The 19,280-nt window shown below is 59.6% G+C and carries 13 protein-coding genes; 2 read left to right on the forward strand and 11 right to left on the reverse strand.

Annotated features, from left to right (window positions below; all coding sequences use genetic code 11):
- Positions 1–82: 82 nt before the first annotated feature.
- Both pepN and QRN55_RS11290 read left to right on the forward strand, forming a co-directional pair.
- Positions 83–2,731: an aminopeptidase N gene (gene pepN / locus QRN55_RS11285; protein ID WP_284776764.1), complete on the forward strand. Its 2,649-nt coding sequence runs from the start codon at positions 83–85 to the stop codon at positions 2,729–2,731.
- A gap of 185 nt (positions 2,732–2,916) precedes the next feature.
- Complete coding sequence (locus tag QRN55_RS11290) at positions 2,917–5,244, forward strand: PAS domain-containing sensor histidine kinase (protein WP_284776765.1); 2,328 nt, start codon at positions 2,917–2,919, stop codon at positions 5,242–5,244.
- A 24-nt stretch (positions 5,245–5,268) separates the two neighbouring features.
- Here QRN55_RS11290 and QRN55_RS11295 read toward each other — a convergent pair whose 3' ends face one another.
- From QRN55_RS11295 to QRN55_RS11345, 11 genes are all read right to left on the reverse strand, one after another.
- A complete protein-coding gene (locus QRN55_RS11295) occupies positions 5,269–6,387 on the reverse strand; it encodes a metallophosphoesterase (protein ID WP_284776766.1) in 1,119 nt (372 codons plus the stop codon).
- Positions 6,388–6,529: 142 nt separating this feature from the next.
- Complete coding sequence (locus QRN55_RS11300) at positions 6,530–6,928, reverse strand: VOC family protein (RefSeq protein ID WP_284776767.1); 399 nt, start codon at positions 6,926–6,928, stop codon at positions 6,530–6,532.
- 38 nt (positions 6,929–6,966) lie between these two features.
- Positions 6,967–9,936: a bifunctional [glutamine synthetase] adenylyltransferase/[glutamine synthetase]-adenylyl-L-tyrosine phosphorylase gene (locus tag QRN55_RS11305; protein WP_284776768.1), complete on the reverse strand. Its 2,970-nt coding sequence runs from the start codon at positions 9,934–9,936 to the stop codon at positions 6,967–6,969.
- Between the two features lie 71 nt (positions 9,937–10,007).
- Positions 10,008–11,417: a sensor histidine kinase gene (locus QRN55_RS11310; RefSeq protein ID WP_233122900.1), complete on the reverse strand. Its 1,410-nt coding sequence runs from the start codon at positions 11,415–11,417 to the stop codon at positions 10,008–10,010.
- Between the two features lie 9 nt (positions 11,418–11,426).
- Complete coding sequence (locus tag QRN55_RS11315) at positions 11,427–12,185, reverse strand: response regulator transcription factor (RefSeq protein ID WP_284776769.1); 759 nt, start codon at positions 12,183–12,185, stop codon at positions 11,427–11,429.
- A 258-nt stretch (positions 12,186–12,443) separates the two neighbouring features.
- Positions 12,444–14,006 (reverse strand): Do family serine endopeptidase, encoded by a 1,563-nt coding sequence (locus tag QRN55_RS11320; RefSeq protein ID WP_284776770.1) that lies wholly within the window; start codon positions 14,004–14,006, stop codon positions 12,444–12,446.
- A gap of 421 nt (positions 14,007–14,427) precedes the next feature.
- Positions 14,428–14,868 (reverse strand): cytochrome c-type biogenesis protein, encoded by a 441-nt coding sequence (locus QRN55_RS11325; RefSeq protein WP_284777161.1) that lies wholly within the window; start codon positions 14,866–14,868, stop codon positions 14,428–14,430.
- Positions 14,869–15,044: 176 nt separating this feature from the next.
- Positions 15,045–17,039, reverse strand: coding sequence for a heme lyase CcmF/NrfE family subunit (locus QRN55_RS11330; protein ID WP_284776771.1), 1,995 nt, complete (start codon positions 17,037–17,039; stop codon positions 15,045–15,047).
- Complete coding sequence (gene ccmE, locus QRN55_RS11335) at positions 17,036–17,506, reverse strand: cytochrome c maturation protein CcmE (protein WP_045231155.1); 471 nt, start codon at positions 17,504–17,506, stop codon at positions 17,036–17,038. Before ccmE ends, QRN55_RS11330 begins: the two co-directional genes overlap by 4 nt.
- Positions 17,503–18,645, reverse strand: a complete 1,143-nt coding sequence (gene ccmI, locus QRN55_RS11340; RefSeq protein WP_284776772.1) for a c-type cytochrome biogenesis protein CcmI — start codon at positions 18,643–18,645, stop codon at positions 17,503–17,505. The genes ccmE and ccmI overlap by 4 nt, the downstream gene beginning before the upstream one ends.
- 176 nt (positions 18,646–18,821) lie before the next feature.
- Positions 18,822–19,277: an RT0821/Lpp0805 family surface protein gene (locus QRN55_RS11345; protein WP_284777162.1), complete on the reverse strand. Its 456-nt coding sequence runs from the start codon at positions 19,275–19,277 to the stop codon at positions 18,822–18,824.
- Between the last annotated feature and the right edge of the window lie 3 nt (positions 19,278–19,280).

A 19,280-nucleotide genomic window follows, 5' to 3' on the forward strand; every position in this document is an offset into this window, starting at 1 on the left:
TGACCCTCTTTCAATTTTACTTTCAGGTGGCATGCGGCATGAAACCTGAATCGTGGCAGACAAGGTTCATTCAGGAATAGTCATGCGAACAGACATAGGCCAAATCGTTCACCTGGCGGATTATCGCCCTTTCGATTTCGTTCTCGAACGAGTTGACCTCACCTTCGAACTCGATCCGCAAAACACCAAGGTCGAAGCGCGGCTGATCTTTCATCGGCGCGAAGGCGTCGATGTCTCGGCACCGCTGGTTCTCGATGGCGATGAGCTTGCGCTATCTGGTCTGCTTCTGGACCAGATCGACATTCCGGCAGCGCAATATGATGCGACGCCGGATAGCCTGACGATCCGCGATCTGCCAGCGGCAGAACCGTTCGAAATCTGCGTCACCAACTACATCAACCCGGAAACCAATACGCAGTTGATGGGTCTTTACCGCACCAACGGCGTCTATTGCACCCAGTGCGAAGCCGAAGGCTTCCGCCGCATCACCTATTTCCCTGATCGTCCTGACGTTCTGGCGCCCTACACCATCACCATCATCGCGGCGAAGGAAGGCAATACCTTCCTGCTGTCGAACGGCAATTTCCTCGGTGGCGGCAATTACGATGAAGGCCGTCACTTCGCGGCATGGTTCGATCCGCATCCCAAGCCAAGCTATCTCTTCGCGCTGGTCGCTGGCGATCTCGGTCTGATCGAAGACACATTCACCACCATGTCCGGTCGTGAGGTCGCGCTGAAGATTTACGTCGAGCACGGCAAGGAGCCCCGCGCGGCTTACGCCATGGATGCGCTGAAACGCTCCATGAAATGGGACGAAGAGCGCTTCGGTCGCGAATACGACCTCGATATCTTCATGATTGTCGCCGTGTCCGATTTCAACATGGGCGCGATGGAAAACAAGGGCCTCAACGTCTTCAACGACAAGTACGTTCTGGCCGATCCAGAGACAGCGACCGATACCGATTACGCCAATATCGAACGCATCATCGCGCATGAATATTTTCACAACTGGACCGGCAACCGCATCACCTGCCGCGACTGGTTCCAGCTCTGCCTGAAGGAAGGCCTGACGGTCTATCGCGATCAGGAATTTTCCTCCGACATGCGCTCGCGCGCCGTCAAGCGTATTGCCGATGTGCGCCACCTGAAGTCGGAACAGTTCCCGGAAGACGGCGGCCCGCTGGCGCATCCGCCACGCCCGGATAAATACCGCGAAATCAACAACTTCTACACCACGACCGTCTACGAAAAGGGTGCCGAGATCACCGGAATGATCGCCACCATTCTGGGCCCGGATGATCTGCGCAAGGGCATGGACCTTTACTTCGAGCGTCACGATGGCGATGCCTCGACGGTCGAAGACTTCATCAAGTGCTTCGAAGAAGCAAGCGGTCGCGATCTCCAGCAGTTCTTCCGCTGGTACGTGCAGGCCGGTACGCCGCTCGTCAGCGTATCGACGGCCTTCGACGCCGCCACCTTGACCTTCACGCTGTCGCTGGAACAGACCGTTCCGCCGACGCCCGGCCAGAGCAAGAAAGAACCGCTGCACATTCCGCTCTCCACCGCGCTCATCCTCGACAACGGCCAGATTGCCGAACCGTCGAAGGTCGAAGGTGGTGAGTACCGCGATGGCGTTCTGCACCTGACCGAACGCAGCCAGGCCTTCACGTTTTCCGGCATACCGTCGCGTCCGGCGCTGTCGCTCAATCGCGGCTTTTCGGCGCCGATCAACTTGCATCTGGAACAGCCGACCGACGACCTCGTGCTGATCGCCCGCCACGATACGGATATGTTCTCCCGCTGGCAGGCGCTCACAGCACTGGCGATGCCGAACCTCGTCAAGGCAACACATGCCGTGCGCGCTGACGCCCCTGTGGAGTTCGATCCAGCCTTCATCGCAACGCTCATCGAAATTGCTGCTGACGAGACGCTGGAACCTGCCTTCCGGGCGCAGGCGCTGGCATTGCCGAGCGAAGCCGATGTGGCCCGCGAGATCGGCAGCAACAACGATCCAGAAGCCGTTCACACCGCACGCAAGGCTGCCATGACAGCCATAGCCGAAGCAGGTTTGGCGACCTTCACGTCGCTCTTTGCTGATTTCGAAGACAAGGGCGCCTACTCGCCAGACGCAACAAGCGCTGGCCGCAGGTCCCTGCGCAACAGCGCCATGAGCTATCTGTCGTTTGCGCAACCGACACCGGAGCGCGCTGCTGCAACCTTTGCCGCAGCAACCAACATGACTGATCTGGCCCATGCGCTCAGCGTTCTAACACAGCGTTTCCCGGATGCACCAGAGACGACGCAGGCACTGGCAACCTTCGAGAGCCGCTTTGCCGATAACGCTCTGGTTCTGGACAAGTGGCTGTCCATCCAGGCTGCCATTCCCGGCGATGGCGCGCTTGCCCGCATCAAGCAGCTGACAAGCTCGAAGCACTTCATCGCCACCAATCCGAACCGCGTTCGCTCCCTCATCGGCACCTTCGCCTTCGGAAATCCGACCGGCTTCAATCGTGCCGATGGTGAAGCCTATCGCTTCCTGGCCGAACAGATCGTCAGCATCGACAATCGCAATCCGCAGCTCGCTGCCCGCATCCTCACCTCCATGCGTTCTTGGCGCTCCCTGGAGCCTGTTCGGGCCGATCACGCACGCGACGCACTGGCCACAATCGAGCGGGCTCCAGCCCTCTCGACGGACGTTCGTGACATCGTCGAACGCGTGCTAAAAGCTTGACGTTACGTGAGTTTGGTGGCTTTTCAGCAGGCCGCCAGACATGTCCCAAAAAAATACGGAGTCGGTTCAAAGGGTTAAAATTCTTTTAACCTCAAGCTCTGGACAAGCCGAATCAGCTTTGATTCACTGGTGTCAGATTCGAGCGGCGGCGCTTCGAATTCCACTGGGGAGATCAAGGCGGGACAATGACGAACGTGCGGCGGGCGACCGCGGGCGATGAACGCCCGTATGCCAAATTTGCTGACATAGCTGCATGGGGCGAGAAGCTTTCTGGATATCTGACGGCATTTGCCACAGTGCCCAGAAGCAGTCTTCAGTTACCACAATTGGAAGTGCTGCTAAAGCGGCTCATACCGGTCCTCATTCTGGCCTTTCTGGTCGTCGTGGCCGCCTCGCGCATGGTCGGCATCGTCGCGGAATCTGGCCGCATGGAAGCATCCGCGCGGCAAGCCACCGCCCTCTCCGCTCTGGCAGCCAAGGCATCGCTCAACGGCGCTGAATCGCTGTTCATGACGCAGGATCAAGGGGCGGCAGAGGCGCGGATGCGCACCGCTTTCCCCGCTGGCAGTCTCGATGACGACACGCTGCTTCTGGTCGCGGGCAATGATGGCCGTATCTTCGGCGGCATCGGCAAACATGCAGGGCTTTATCTTGGCACATCGCTGACCAATCTCCTGCCGGAAATCGCAATCGTCAGACGTTTCCCAGGCGCTCCAGGCACCATTGAGACCAACATCGAAGGCACGGCCCACTACGCAACCATGCTGCCCCTCGGCATGGATGGCGGCATGATCATCGCGGCGCGTTCGCTGCAACCGATCCGCTCGTTCTGGCGAAGCGAAGTGGCGATGAACGTCACGCTGTTTACCGGCATCTCGGCCATTCTCCTCGTCATTCTCTACGCCTATTACATGCAGGTGAAGCGCGCTCGCACGGCGGATGAAATCTTCGTCGAATCCAACCTGCGCGTCGAGACGGCTCTGTCTCGCGGACGGTGCGGCCTCTGGGATTTCGATCTGTCGAACCGTCGCATGTTCTGGTCCACCTCGCTCTACGAAATTCTCGGCCTTCCTCCCAGAACCGAACCGCTGTCGTTTAGCGATGCCGCCCGCATGATGCATTCGGAAGATGGCAACCTCTACGAACTCGCCCGCTCCGTCGGCTGTGGCGACCTGCGCCAGATCGACCAGATTTTCCGCATGCGCCATGCACACGGCCATTACGTCTGGCTCCGCGCGCGCGCTCAGGTCATCCGCACTTCCAACGGCCCCCGCGTCATCGGCATCGCCATGGACGTAACTGAGCAGCACCGTCTGGCCCAGCGTTATGCGGAAGCCGACCAGCGTCTTGCAGATGCCATCGAAAGCACGTCGGAAGCCTTCGTCCTCTGGGACAAGAATGATCGTCTCGTGATGTGCAACGCCCACTTCCAGCAGGCCTATGGTCTACCGGATAGCGTGCTGGTCGCCGGCACCGAGCGTTCCGTCGTCAACGCCGCCGCCTGCCGCCCCGTGGTGGAACGTCGCGTGGCCGACCCGGATCAATCGGGCCTTTCCCGCACCACCGAAGTTCAGCTTGCCGATGCGCGCTGGCTACAGATCAACGAACGCCGCACCCGTGATGGCGGTCTGGTTTCGGTCGGCACCAACATCACCCTTCTCAAGCGACACGAAGAGCGTCTGCGCGACTCCGAAAAACGCCTGATGGCAACTATCGGCGATCTCTCCGCCTCCCGCCACAAGCTGGAACGTCAGAAGACCGAGCTGTCCAACGCCAACGCCAATTATCAGGCTGAAAAGGAACGTGCGGAAGCGGCCAATACGGCGAAATCCGAGTTCCTCGCCAATATGAGCCACGAACTGCGCACTCCGCTGAACGCCATTCTCGGCTTCTCCGAAATTCTGCTGGCGGAAATGTTCGGCCCCGTCGGTTCATCGAAATACAGCGAATATGCCCGCGACATTCACGATAGCGGCAAGCACCTGCTTAACGTCATCAACGACATTCTCGATATGTCCAAGATCGAAGCCGGGCACATGCGCATCAATCGCGAAAAGGTCGATCTCGCACCACTGGTCGAGGAAACGCTTCGCCTCACCGCCATTCAGGCCGCTCAGAAAAACATCGCCATCCAGCAGCGTGTCTGCCGCGACATGCACATGACCGGCGACCGCCGCGCCATGAAGCAGATCATGCTCAACCTGCTTTCAAACGCCGTGAAATTCACAGGCGATGGCGGGCGTGTCGAACTTCGCACCCATATTCACCAGAAAGGCCTGATGCTGACCATCGCCGACACAGGCATCGGCATCCCCTCTGCCAACATCAACAGGATCGGCCAGCCGTTCGAGCAGGTTCAGAGCCAGTACGCCAAGAGCCAGGGTGGCTCCGGCCTCGGCCTCGCCATCTCCCGGTCGCTGGTCAAACTGCACGGCGGCACCATGAAAATCCGCTCCTGCGTCGGCAAGGGCACTGTGGTCACCCTGTTCATTCCGAACACGGAAACCGCATGAGGGACTTGGCGGGGAGATTGATCGTCACCCCGCACGGCGCAACGTGATCCGCGTGAGCTCCGATGGAACTCCCAAGCGTATCGCAAATCCAGGCCAGAGCGCTGTACCGTTGTTCACGTAAAGCTGCATGCCGCCGATCTGATAGAACCCCGATACGAGGCCGTTATTGGCGCGCGCCACGAGGCTTTTGAGACCCAGAACCATACCGCCATGCGTATGGCCGGAAAGCTGCACGGCAACACCCGCAGCCGCGTTGCGTGCCGCCTCCTTTGGCTGGTGATCCAGCAAGATCACCGGCGCAATTTCCGGCGCGCCATTCAGCGCTGCTGCGATATCGGGAGGGGGAGCGCCGGTTCTCGATGACGACAGGTCGGTCACTCCAGCGATGACGATTTTCGCCCCGCCTCGCTCGATGATCGCATGGCCGTTGGCCAGCGTCTTCATGTTCAGGCCCTCGTAATACTTCATCCAGTCCTCGTACCCGAAGAAGTATTCGTGGTTTCCCGGAATGGTGTAGACGCCGTCCTTTGCCTTGAGGTTGGCAAGCGGCGCGATATCACCCCGACGACTCTGAATATTGCCATCGATCAGGTCACCCGTGATGACGATCAGATCGGCGTTCAGCGCATTCGTCTTGGCCACCACCTTTTCGGCCCAGCCTGTTGAAAACAGACGACTGATGTGCAGGTCCGTCAATTGCACCATCTGGTAGCCGTCGAAGGCTGCTGGCAGGCCTTTTATCTGTATCTCGATATCTTTGAGAGGCGGAACGCGAATGGCCTGACTGACACCCAACGCCGCCATGCCGAAAGCGACGATACCCATGGCGTATCGCAGCCCCACAGGCGCTCGTGGAAAATGGCCCTTGAACGGAAGCAGGACCAACGAGACCAGATCCAGCGCAATCTGAAAGAATGCCAGCAGGATCACCGTGCCCATCACAACGTTGAAGGCAATGACCAGCACCCTCGGGAACTCAGGGGAAAACACCGAACCGGACGAAAGACGGTTGAACAGCAGATATTGAGACCCGATGAGAAGAAGGATCGCAAGCGACACCTTAACGGACAAAATCCAGGGAAGCGGCTGGATGAAACGTGTCACGACCAGCAGCCAAGGCAGTCCGAAGATCAGATGAAACATGAATGCGCCTTTGTTAAACATCGTATGACGAACTTGGCCGCCCGGCAGATCAGTCCGCCAAGGGCCAATGCCCGTCCTAGTCATCTGGTGCGTCAAACGGCCAAGTCAATGATTTCCTCATTTCTTCGCAGTCCGAGAACCCTCAGCCGCTCTTGTTAACGTCGTAGCAAACGAATGCGATCTTGTTACCATCGGGATCGCGCACATAGGCGGCGTAAAAGCCTTCGCCGTAATCCGGGCGCAGGCCCGGCGCGCCCTCATCCGATCCACCATTTGTCATGGCAAGTCCGTGCAGCCTGTCGATCGTATCGGAACCATCGATCACGAACGCCGTCATCGTGCCGTTGCCAACACCAGCCTTGCCACCATCGAAGGGATAACCCGTTGCAAAACGAGGCGCGTTGACATCGCTCTTGTCACCCCAGAACGAGACCTGCTCGTCTTTGTAGCACTGCTTCAGTCCCATCTCGGTAAAAATCGGATCATAGAACAGCACAGCACGGTCCAGATCCGTCGTGCCAACCATGGTGTATCCAATCATCTGCTAATCTCCAGCTTGAGGTTGGTACATCCTATAATTTAGTCCTTTACTGCCACAACCGCAGAAAACGCCTTCCGCACAGTTTTCGACAGTCGCTTCACCTCACCCTCTAGCGTGCCGATATCAGGGCAATCGCCGGCACGGCAGACGAGGTCGATCAGCCCGGCTGGCGCTTGCTTCGGTTCGAAATCGCTGTCGATGCACAGGCGGATGATCTGGGAAAGTTCCGTAAAAAGGTTGAGCGCGGCCATGCAGTCGTCATAGGTTTGCGGCTCCATCGCGCCTGCCGCGACGCGTTTCCAAACATCTGCCGTGCTTTCCCCGGCCACATGCGGCGGCAGGTCCTTTGCGGGCGCAACCAGTGTCAGGTATTGCGCGATGAACTCCAGATCGACCAGACCGCCGGGGATCAGCTTGAAATCCCAGCTATTGGCAGGCGGCTTTTCCTCGCCGATCAGCTTGCGCATCTCGGCCACGTCAGCCGCAATCTTCGCCACATCCCGCTTCTGCGAAAGAACGGATGCGATGATGCGTTCGGCGTCCTCAATCAGCGAGGCATCGCCGCAGATCAACCGCGCGCGGGACAGCGCCAGATGCTCCCATGTCCACGCTTCCTCCCGCTGGTACTTCTCGAAGGTGGAAATGCGCGTCGCCACCGGCCCCTTGTTGCCGGAAGGCCGCAGCCGCATATCGACTTCGTAGAGCACACCTTCCGCAGTCGGCGCTGAGAGAGCCGAAATCAGCCTTTGCGTGACGCGGGTGAAATACCTAACCGCATCCAGCGGCTTTGCCCCATCCGATTCAGACGCCGCATCGTCGTAATCATACAGCAGAATCAGATCGACATCGGAGCCCGCGGTCAGTTCGAACGAGCCAAGCTTGCCCATGCCCACGACCGCCACGCGGCCACCCGGATATGTGCCATGCGCCGTCTCCATCTCGGCCATCACCGCTTTTACTGCCGCCTCGATCACAAGATCGGCAAGATAGGTGAAGGCGCGCGCTGCCACCTCTCCCCGGATGGCACCTGTCAGCAGCCGCACACCGATCAGGAAGCGCTGTTCAGCTGCAAAGATGCGCAGCCGATCGAGGATGTCTTCATAGTGCCGCGCCGGTGCGAGAAACCCCTGCATGCGCTGGCCGAGATACTCGCGTGTCGGGATTTCCGTCATCAGCGCCGGGTCCAGCATGCCATCGAACACATGCGGGCGCGCAGCGATAATTTCTGCCAGTCGAGGCGCAGACGACATGATCGTCACCAGCAGTGATAGCAGCGCCGGATTGTTGCCCAGCAGCGAAAAAAGCTGAATACCGGCAGGCAGACCGGACAGGAAATTGTCGAACCGCAATAACGCCTCATCGGCCCGCTTGCTCTTGCCGAAAGCCTGCAATAGCTCCGGCGTCAGCTCCGTCAATCGCTCCCGCGCCTCGACGGATTGCGTGGCGCGGTAACGCCCATTGTGCCATGTGCGGATGACGCCCGACATGGATTCGGGTCGCTCGAAGCCGAGCCTTGCCAGCGTCTTCAGCGTATCGGGATCATCCTTCTGCCCGGTGAAGACCAGATTGCCGCTTTCGCCCGAAAGCTTGGTTTCCTGCTCGAACAGCGCCGAATATTTTCGCTCCACCAACCGCAGCACCGTCTCCAGCTTTTCGGAAAACGCCTTGGTATCGGCAAAGCCCAGCATGAAGGCGATGCGTTTCAGCTCCGCCTCGGTATCGGGCAGAATATGCGTCTGCTCGTCGCGCACCATCTGGATGCGGTGTTCCACCTCGCGCAGAAACCAGTAGGCATCCGTCAGCTTGTCACGTGTGCTGGCATCGATCCACTTCGCCTCCGTCAACGCTGCCAATGCTTCCTGCGTCGAGCGCACCCGAAGCGGTGCCATCCGCCCGCCCGCAATCAACTGCTGCGTCTGCGCAAAGAACTCGATCTCGCGAATACCCCCGCGACCGAGCTTGACGTTGTGCCCCTTCACCGCAATCGCGCCGTGGCCCTTGTGGGCATGGATCTGCCGCTTGATGGAGTGGATATCGGCAATCGCCGCATAATCCAGATATTTGCGAAACACGAAGGGCGTCAGTTCCCGCAGGAAGCTTTCACCCGCCTTGATATCTCCCGCTACCGGCCGCGCCTTGATATAGGCCGCACGCTCCCAGTTCTGCCCCCGTCCTTCATAATAGGTCAGCGCCGCCTCAACCGGTATGGCCAGCGGCGTCGAACCCGGATCCGGGCGCAGCCGCAGGTCGGTTCTGAAGACATAACCATCCGCCGTCCGCTCCTGCATGATACGGATCAGGCGGCGCATCATGCGCCCAAAGATTTCCAACGCATCCAGCGGGTCGGGGATGATGCCGGAGGATGGCTCGAAGAACACGACCGCATCGATATCCGAGGAATAATTCAGCTCCTGCGCACCCAGCTTGCCCATGCCCAGCACGATCAGGCCAGAGCCTTCACTCGGCGCATCCAGATTCTCCAGCGTCAGCTTGCCACTATGGTGGTTGGCCAGAAGCAGATGGTCGATCGCCGCCGCCAGACTGGCATCGGCCATATCGCTCAGCCATCGGGTCGTATCGCGAGCCACGAAAATCCGCGCCAGATCGGCAAGTGCCGCGATAAAGGACAGTCGTCGTTTGGCAATCCGCAGCCGGGTCATCACCTCGGCCTCGCTCGGCAGGGCGCCCTCATCATCAGGTCGCCAGCAATTGCGGGCATCCTCGACCAAACGCGCGAGTGTTGCATCCAGCGGTCCAGATATGGCCAGCGTCAGCAACCCCTCATCGGCCACCGCAGCGTCCCGCAGATAGGGAGACAATGACAAAGCCTGCGCGACAAAATCCTTGAGCGGCCTGTCGCTCGCCAGAAGCGTCGCGACATCCGGCTCGCTTTTGCCGATATCCTTCAGGGTAGAGAGAACGGATTTCAGCTCCGTCTGCGTATAAGGACGGATCACCCCCGGCTGCACGTCTTCCAGCCGTCTTTCGACGGTTGCGGCTTCTTGCACTGTCTCTCTCCCTACTCCAAGCTCCCCTCATTCCTGTGACGAGCACAGGAATGAGGGCTAACATCTTTAGCTTAAGGTGTGGAAACAGGAAAAACCATCGAAACAGTCAGGCCGGGTGCCTCGGCGTTGTCAGGATCGGTATCGGAGAGCCGCAGCGAACCGCCATGCAGTTCCATCACCGCCTCCACGAGTGAAAGGCCAAGACCAGTTCCCGGCTTGGAGCGGCTTTCGTCCAGCCGCACAAAACGCTTGATGACCTCATCGCGCTTGGCTGCGGGAACACCGGGGCCATTGTCGGCAACCGACAAAACAATCCCCTCGTCCTGCCGCGCCAGCCGCACGGCCAGCGCCTTCTTGCCCTCATGCCCACCGGCATATTTGATGGCATTGTCGATGATGTTTGTCAGCGCCTGACCGATCAGTTCGCGGTTGCCCTGCACGATCAGCCCCGGCGCAATATCCGCCGTCAGCGTCAAGCCTTCCTCATCGGCCACCGGCTCGTAGAGCTCAGCGCTATCCTCGGCAATCGCAGAAACATCTACATCGCTCATCTCGGCGGCAATCGAACCGGCCTCGACACGGGAAATCATCAGCAAGGCGTTAAAGGTGCGGATCAGTTGGTCGGATTCGGCAATGATGCCCTCCAGTGCTGCCCGGCGCTTGCCGTCATCCCGGTCTTCCAGCGCCTCGGTCGCCTTGTTGCGCAGGCGCGTCAGCGGCGTCTTGAGGTCGTGGGCAATATTGTCGGAGACCTGCCGCAGACCCTCGTTCAGCTTCTCGATGCGCCCCAGCATGGCGTTGAGCGAACCGGAGAGACGGTCGAATTCATCGCCGGAACGCCCCTGCGGCAGTCGCTGCGAAAGGTCGCCCGCCATGATTTTCTTGGTCGCATCCGACATGCGGTTGAGACGCTTCAGCGCATTACGCCCGATGGCGAACCAGATCAGAACCGCACCACCACCCATAATCGCCAGCGCCACCATCAGCGCATTGCGCACCAGCAGACGGAACTTCGTCGGCTCGCCCAGATCGCGACCGACCAGAATGCGAAGTCCATTGTCGAGGCGGAAGATGTTGGCCGTAGCGAGATGCTTCACGGCGTCGCCGCTTTCGGAATAGCGCTCGTAACCGAACGGTAATTCGGTCCAGCCCTCGCTGTCGAAAACACCGGGCTGCACGGAGGCGACATTGCCCGCCAGAATTTCCCCATTCGGCCCGGCAATCACATAAAGGCTCGCCCCCGGCTGACGTGCGCGGCGCTCCATCATCCGCAGCAGCGGGTTGATGCCACCGCGATTATAGACGCGCTGAACGTCGTTGACCTCCTGCTGCACGGCATCGCGCGTCTGCTGGTTCAGCAACCCTTCGGACAGCGCGGTAACATAGAAAACCAGGAAGGCGGCACAGAGCGCGAAAAGCAAAATATAGAGCGCCGATAGGCGCACCGCCGTCGAGCTGAACAAAAGACGAAGACGGGCCATGAGGCGGCGTTACCCCTCATCCTTCATCATATAACCGGCACCGCGAATGGTTTTCAGCAGCGGCTTGTCGAAGTCTTTCTCTATTTTGGAGCGAAGGCGCGACACATGCACGTCGATGACATTGGTCTGTGGGTCGAAATGGTAATCCCACACATTTTCCAGAAGCATGGTGCGCGTCACCACTTGGCCCGCATTCTTCATCAAATATTCCAGCAGGCGAAACTCGCGCGGCTGAAGGAGAATTTCCTTGCCGCCACGACGAACGTCGTGAGAAAGACGGTCAAGTTCCAGATCACCGACACGGTAGATCATATCCTGCTCAGGCTTGCCCTTGCGGCGGCCCAGCACTTCGATACGCGCCAGAAGTTCGCTGAAGGCATAGGGCTTCGGCAGATAATCATCACCACCGGCGCGCAGACCCGTCACGCGGTCATCCACTTGCCCCAGCGCCGACAGGATCAGCACCGGCGTCTCGATACCGCGACGTCGCAGCTCGCTGATGACGGATAGGCCATCACGGCGCGGCAGCATACGGTCGATGACCATAACGTCATAGGCATTCTCGACGCCCATAAACAAACCGCTCTCGCCATCGCTGGCGTGATCGGCCACAATGCCCGCTTCCCGGAACGCCTTGGTCATATAGGCCGCAGCTTCCAGATCGTCTTCGATAACAAGAATCTTCATGTGCGGGACAATAGCGTCCTCGGCCTTCGCCACACAACTGGAAACAGTGGGGTTGCTATCGTTATGCAGATTGCTTTCCATATGTTTCGGCTCCTGGGTGCTAGCAGACGATCGAAGTGAAACCTTATGCCGCCTTTTCAACCGTCACCCCGCACTTGGATAGCGGGGTCCAGTGCGATCAGGTCTCTGATCGCTTAAGACTCTTCTGCCGCGCAGACGCGCGGCGGCTGGCTCCCGGCTCAAGGCCGGGATGACGGAGAGAATGAGACGCACTCCGCAAAATATTTCGCCTTTAAAAGTGATACCGGGTGTCTACACACCCGGTATCCTATTTTCTCATCAACCCTGGTCGATATCCAGCGCGATGAAGCGGCTGCCATCGTCCGTCTGTATCTGGAACAGCGCCTTGGAGCGCCCATCCTTCTTGGCCTGCTCGAGAATTTTCTCGACATCGGCTGCCTTGGCCACCTGCTGGTTGTTCACAGAGGTGATCTTTTCACCGGTCTTCAAACCACGCGCTGCGGCATCGGAGTCGGGGTCGACATCGGTAATGGCAAGCCCGTTGCCGTCGTCAGCCGGCGCAACCGAGAGTCCGAGGCTCGACAGTGCCTTCTCGCTGGAGGACTGGCCGCCCTTATCGTCGTTCTGGCTTGCCGTTGCCTTGGAAGCATCATCGCTCGCCAGATCGCCCAGCGTTACGCTGACCGGCTGCGACTTGCCACCGCGCCACAGCGACAGCTCAACCTTGGTGTTCGGTGCCATCGCACCGATGCGGCGTGACAGATCGCGAGCATCCTTCACCGTATCACCGTTGATCGCAGTGATGATGTCACCCTGCTTGATGCCAGCCTTGTCACCGGGCGAACCGGCCTGCGGGGCAACAACCAGCGCACCGCTTGCCTCGGAAAGTCCAAGCGATTCGGCAATATCCTTGCTTACGGGCTGAATCTGCACACCAAGCCAGCCGCGCTCGACCTTACCATCCTTGATCAGATCCTGAATGACGTCCTTGGCAACGGAGGCAGGAATGGCAAACGCGATACCGACGTTACCGCCAGATGGCGAGAAGATCGCCGTGTTGATGCCGATCACTTCGCCGTTCAGATTGAACGCCGGACCACCCGAGTTACCACGGTTCACGGCAGCATCGATCTGAAGATAATCGTCGTAAGGGCCAGAGCCGATATCACGGCCACGGGCCGAAATGATACCCGAGGTCACCGTACCGCCGAGGCCGAACGGGTTACCCACGGCAACCACCCAGTCACCCACGCGGATTTTGCTGTCATCCGCAAACTGCACATAGGTAAACTTGCGGTTCACATCCACTTTCAGCACGGCCAGATCGGTGCGGCTGTCGCGACCGACCAGCTTGGCGTCAAGCTCGGTGCCGTCATTCATGACAACCGTGTAGGCGGAACCATCGTCAACAACGTGGTTGTTGGTCACGATGTAACCGTCTTCAGAGATGAAGAAGCCGGAGCCCTGAGCCGTTGGACGCAGCGGACCCTTGCCATCACGGTGAGCCTTCGGTCCACGGTCGGCACGCTTGTCGTCACCGGAGCCGGGGCCACCGAATTCTTTAAAGAAACGCTTCAGCGGGTGGTCATCGGGAAGCTGGTCGAGACCACGACCGCCAAAATTGAACGAGTAGCCACTGTTGTCGTCGGAAGCAGGCTGCACATTGGACTGCACACGCACCGAAACGACAGCGGGCGAGACCGCGTCAACGACATTTGCAAAGCTCGGCACCTGTGGCGCGGTCACTTCAACGGGTGCTGCAAAGGAATGAGCGATTGGCCCGGCCACACCGGTCGTCAGCATCAGAGCCGCCAGACCGCCAACAGCGGAAGACTTGAGAATGGTCTTCAACGAGGGACGTCTGTTTTGCGAATTCAACATGGAACTTACCTTCTTTCTTCATTCAGACTGGAGCCCCGGTGGATCGGGGAAGCGGTGGATGACTAAAGATATAGGTCGCTCTACCTTACAGCGAAGTGTCTGGTGCGTGAAAAATCGGTAATGTTGGGGGATTTGAGAGAGGTGGGATGATGAATTGCGACTAAATCACTGAAGTCTTTACGTTTTTGGTTTTTTGACTAACAACTAATAATATCGAACGGTGGGTGTGGCTTACCCCCCTTTGTCCTGCCGGACATCTCCCCCACAAGGAGGAAGATTGGCTAGACGCACCAACCCCGCTTCACCTGGACTTCAGAGATGGCCGAGAGCTATCCACGAGTCGATCTCCCCACCTGTGGGGGAGATGTCCGGCAGGACAGAGGGGGGTGAGCCACACACTCAGCGGTAAATAACAGGCCACCTACCCCAACAAATCCCGAATCCGCGCCTCTTCATCCACCGTCAACTTCTGCCCCTCCGACACCGCCACCCGACGTCGCGCAAAAACAAAAATCGCTGTCGCACCAATCAAAATCAGCGCAATCGGCGCACCCCAAAGCGCAATCGTCCGCGCGCTGAAACGCGGCTTCAGCAGCACAAATTCGCCGTAGCGAGACACGACATAATCGATCACCGCCTCGTCACTATCGCCCTGCGTCAACCGCTCTCGCACCAGCACGCGTAAATCCCGCGCCAACTCCGCATTGCTGTCATCGATGGACTGGTTCTGGCACACCATGCATCGCAGTTGAACGGTGAGCGCCCGCGCACGGGCTTCCAGTGCCGGGTCGGAGAGAACTTCGTCCGGGTTGAAGGCGAAGGCGGGGAGCGCGGTGAGGAGAATGGTGAAGAAAAAAGCGATGGTTCTGAGGTGGCGGACAACGCCCCCTCTGGCCTGCCGGCCATCTCCCCCACAAGGGGGGAGACACGGTGCGGCACCCACCCGGTCCAATGGAAACGAAAAGCGTGAGGCCAGGTTAAGCCCCTCCCCCTTGTGGGGAGGGGTTGGGGAGGGGTTCTTTTCTCGGCGAGTAAAATTCATTCCGCAGGCTCCGGCACTGGCCCGGCCTTCACGGCCTTCGCCTTGCGCGTCGGCGCACCCACGCGCAATCGGCGGTCAGACAGTGAAACAAACCCACCGATCATCATGAACACGGTGCCACCCCAAATGCACAGAATGAACGGTTTCCACCAGATGCGAACCACCATGCCGCCGTCGCTCATCGGGTCACCCAGCGAGACATAGAGCTGCGAGAGTCCAAATGTCATGATACCGGCTTCCGTCGTCGGCATGCGCCGCGCCGTGTAGAGCCGTTTTGAGGACCACACATCGGCCACCTCCGCTCCGCCTTTGCGCGCCGTGAAGTGCCCGCGATCCTCGGTATAGTTGGGGCCGACATGGTGGCGAATGCCGTCGAAGGTGAGGCTGTAGCCGCCCGCATCCACCGTCATTCCCTGCTTCATCTCCACGACGGTTTCCGTCTCGAAGGTCGTGACGGTGACGATGCCCAGCACACTGATGCCGAGGCCCATATGCGCCAGCGCCGTGCCGAATGTCGAACGCGGCAGGCCTTTCAGGCGGCGAAAGGCGATCCCGAAGGCCAGTTTGCCGAAATTGGCGCGGTACCACAGATCGGCCAGCGCTCCGAAGATGAGCCAGAACCCGGCCACGATGCCGAGAACCGCCAGCACCGGCCCGCCATGTTCTGCGTACCAGAGCGCAAGACCCGCAAGTGCAGCCAAACCTGCCGCCACGAACAGTCGCTGAAACGCGCCCAGCAGATCGCCGCGCTTCCACGCCAGCATCGGCCCGAAGGGCGTCACGATCAGAATCGGGATCATCAACAGCCCGAATGTCAGGTTGAAGAACGGCGCTCCGACGGAAATCTTCTCGCCCGTCAGCGTTTCCAGAACCAGCGGATAGAGCGTGCCGATCAGCACGGTCGCCGTCGAAACCGTCAGGATCAGATTGTTGAGAACCAGCGCACCCTCGCGTGAGATCGGCGCAAACAGCCCGCCCGCTTTCAGCATCGGCGCACGCCATGCAAACAGCGAAAACGCGCCGCCGATGAAGATCATCAGGATGCACAGAATGAAAATGCCACGGCTCGGGTCGGTCGCAAAAGCATGCACCGACGTCAGCACGCCGGAGCGCACGAGGAAGGTGCCGAGCAGCGACAGCGAAAACGTCATGATCGCCAGCAGCACGGTCCAGATTTTCAGCGCCTCGCGCTTTTCCATCACCAGCGCCGAATGCAAAAGCGCGGTTCCCGCAAGCCAAGGCATGAAGGATGCGTTCTCCACCGGGTCCCAGAACCACCAGCCGCCCCAACCGAGTTCATAATAGGCCCAGTAGGAACCCATCGAAATGCCCGCCGTCAGAAATGTCCAGGCGGCCAGTGTCCAAGGCCGCACCCAGCGCGCCCAAGCGGCGTCGATGCGCCCTTCGATCAGCGCTGCGATGGCAAAGGAGAAGCAGACGGAAAAGCCGACATAGCCGAGATAAAGCAGCGGCGGATGGATCGCGAGGCCGAAATCCTGAAGGATCGGGTTCAAATCCTGCCCCTCAGCTGGCACCGGCGAAAGCCGGGCAAACGGGTTGGAGGTCAAGAGAATGAACAGCAGAAACGCCGTCGTTACCCATGCCTGCACGGCCAGCACATTGGCCCGCAGCGTATCGGGGAGATTGCGGCCATAGACGGCCACCATCGCGCTGAATAGCACCAGAATCAGCAGCCACAGCAGCATCGATCCCTCATGATTGCCCCACACGCCCGTCAGCTTGTAGAGCATCGGCATCAGCGAATGGGAGTTCTCGTAAACGTTCTTCAGCGAGAAATCGGAGACGGCATAGGCATGCGTCAGTGCCGCAAACGAAATGCCCACCAGCAAAAACAGCAGAACCGAACCAATGGGCGCGATGTCCATCAGCGCCTTGTCGTTGCGCCGCGCGCCGAACGCGGGCAGCGTGGACACGATAAGCGCCACACCCAACGCCAGCACCAGAGCATAATGGCCGATTTCGGTGATCATTGCGTTGCTCCGGTTTTGGCGGTGCCATCTGGTGCCTGCTGCCACAGGCCCTTGTCCTTCAGGCGGTCGGCGACTTCCTTGGGCATGTAGTTTTCATCATGCTTGGCCAGAACGCTGTCGGCCACAAAGGCATGCGTCGCGGCATCGAAGGTGCCCTCGGTCACCACGCCCTGCCCTTCACGAAACAGGTCCGGCAAAATTCCGGTATAGCTCACCGGCACACTCGCCCCGCCATCGGTTACCGCAAAACTCACCGTGCGCCCCTCGCCGCGCTTGACCGAACCTTCGGCCACCAGACCACCGAGGCGGATGCGCGTGCCGGGTGCGACTGCGGTCTTTTCCAGATCGCCCGGCATGTAGAAGTAGGCAATGGATTGCCCGAAGGCGAACATCACCAGAAACGCCGCGATCATGATAAAGCTGACGCCACCGCCGATGATCGCCAGTCTTTTCTGCTTGCGGGTCATTGCGTTACTCCCTGCGCATTCACGCCCAGCTGCTGCGCCAGCGCCAGCAATTGCTTGCCCTGTTCACCGGCGGCCGGAAAGGCTTTCAGGCCATCGGCCAAAGCCTGGCGCGCCTTCTCATCATTTTTCAACATCGCGTAGGACCGCACCAGCCGCATCCAACCCTCGAAATTATCAGGATTTTCCTTCAGCCGCGCGTCCAGACTTTCCACCATGCCCGCCACCATCGCCTGCCGGTCTTCGCTCGACATATTGCTGGCCGCAGCCACATCCTCGGCGCTCGGTCCACCCGGCGCCTGTGGCTTTGGCGCTGCTGCTATATCGGCACCACCGGTGTTTTGCAGATGCGCCTGCACCAACGGTATCCACGGCGCACCCTCGGGCGATTCCTTCAGCAGCGCGGCAAAGGCATCGCGCGCTTGATCCGTTTTACCCGCCTGCTCCAGCGAAAGCGCCAGATAAAAGCGCACACGCGGATTGCCGGGGCTCATCTTCTCCGCATCTTCCAGTGCCGAGCGCGCATCCTCGACGACGACGCCGTCATTGGTCGCAATCAGCGTTTCGGCAAGTCCGGTCAGCCGCGGAGCGTTTTCGCCCTGAAGACGGATGGCATTGCGATACGCCATCTCCGCATCACCCAAACGCATGGTCTTGAAGTAGATCGGGGCCAGCACATCCCATCCCGCACCATCATCAGGGTTCTGTGCAAGATGCCGCTCGGCCTTGGCAATCATCAGGTTCATGTCGTTGCCGGGCTTTTCCAGCCGCGCGGCAAGCGGCATATCCGGCGTGTTCGGACTGCCCATATACAAGTAAAGACAGAGTCCCATCAGCGGCAAAAGCACGGTCACGATACTGGCGAGCGCATTGTGCTTGCGGGGCGACATCGCTGAGACCTCGCCCGTTTTGTCGGATGCCGCCCCCAGAAGCCGCCGACCGATTTCGGCCCGCGCATACTCGGCCTCGGTCTCGCCGATCAGCCCGCTTGCGCGCTCGCGCTGCAATTCAGCCAGCTGGTCGCGGTAGACCGCCACCTCGCCCTCACGGGCAGTGTCGGCTATGCCTTTGCTGCGCATCAGCGGATAGGTCAGAACGAGGGCCACGGCCGCCGTCAATAGGGCAATGATAATCCAGAACATGCCGTTTCAATTACTCGAATGCGCACCGCTTTGGAATAAGCCGCTGCGGGATGACGTGAATTTGAGGCCCTATGCCGCGGGCGGTCGCACCAAGGCGTCCTGCGGCAGATGACCCAACCAGTCCAAGTTCTTAAACGACAAGCCTTGCGCTTGCCTTGACATGTGTCAAGCGGCCATCAGGTCAGCGGCGTCCAGGTGCCGTCTGCGTTGCGACAGGCTGCACCGCGCACCTTGGCCTGCTTGCCATCGATCGTCAGATTGTGTGCGTATTGGCGGCAATTCTGGTTGCCTACCTGGTAGGGTGCGTTGGCAATCACTTCGCCGCGCGTATCGCCGCTGCCCCAAGTCACTGCTTGGCCGCCGGGTGCCGTTTCCAGCGCCTGATATTCGGCTTCCAGCGCCTTGTTGAAATCACCACGACCCATCTGCAAGCCGCTGCGGCCAACGATTCCGCCCTGAAGCGAAGAGATATACGGCGTAGATGGCGACGCGCTGCGTCCCAGCAGTCCGCCGCCGGTGGAACGTGTATCGGATGTCGTGCAGGAGCTGAGTGCCATCAGGCAGATGACCGGCAGAACGGCAGGGCGCATCAGGTTGGAATTCTTCCCGGCAAGTCCGGCTTTGCCCATCATGTC

Origin of the sequence: Agrobacterium sp. lyk4-40-TYG-31, assembly GCF_030209855.1 — a bacterium.
In the GTDB taxonomy this organism is placed as follows: Bacteria; Pseudomonadota; Alphaproteobacteria; order Rhizobiales; family Rhizobiaceae; genus Agrobacterium; species Agrobacterium vaccinii.

Bases quoted from the DNA above. Each gene is read 5' to 3' on its own strand.
- QRN55_RS11300 (WP_284776767.1), bottom strand. From the start codon at position 6,928: ATGATTGGATACACCATGGTTGGCACGACGGATCTGGACCGTGCTGTG.
- QRN55_RS11345 (WP_284777162.1), bottom strand. From the start codon at position 19,277: ATGATGGGCAAAGCCGGACTTGCCGGGAAGAATTCCAACCTGATGCGC.
- QRN55_RS11295 (WP_284776766.1), bottom strand. From the start codon at position 6,387: ATGTTTCATCTGATCTTCGGACTGCCTTGGCTGCTGGTCGTGACACGT.
- QRN55_RS11290 (WP_284776765.1), top strand. From the start codon at position 2,917: ATGACGAACGTGCGGCGGGCGACCGCGGGCGATGAACGCCCGTATGCC.
- ccmI (WP_284776772.1), bottom strand. From the start codon at position 18,645: ATGTTCTGGATTATCATTGCCCTATTGACGGCGGCCGTGGCCCTCGTT.
- QRN55_RS11310 (WP_233122900.1), bottom strand. From the start codon at position 11,417: ATGGCCCGTCTTCGTCTTTTGTTCAGCTCGACGGCGGTGCGCCTATCG.
- ccmE (WP_045231155.1), bottom strand. From the start codon at position 17,506: ATGACCCGCAAGCAGAAAAGACTGGCGATCATCGGCGGTGGCGTCAGC.
- QRN55_RS11315 (WP_284776769.1), bottom strand. From the start codon at position 12,185: ATGGAAAGCAATCTGCATAACGATAGCAACCCCACTGTTTCCAGTTGT.
- QRN55_RS11330 (WP_284776771.1), bottom strand. From the start codon at position 17,039: ATGATCACCGAAATCGGCCATTATGCTCTGGTGCTGGCGTTGGGTGTG.
- QRN55_RS11320 (WP_284776770.1), bottom strand. From the start codon at position 14,006: ATGTTGAATTCGCAAAACAGACGTCCCTCGTTGAAGACCATTCTCAAG.
- pepN (WP_284776764.1), top strand. From the start codon at position 83: ATGCGAACAGACATAGGCCAAATCGTTCACCTGGCGGATTATCGCCCT.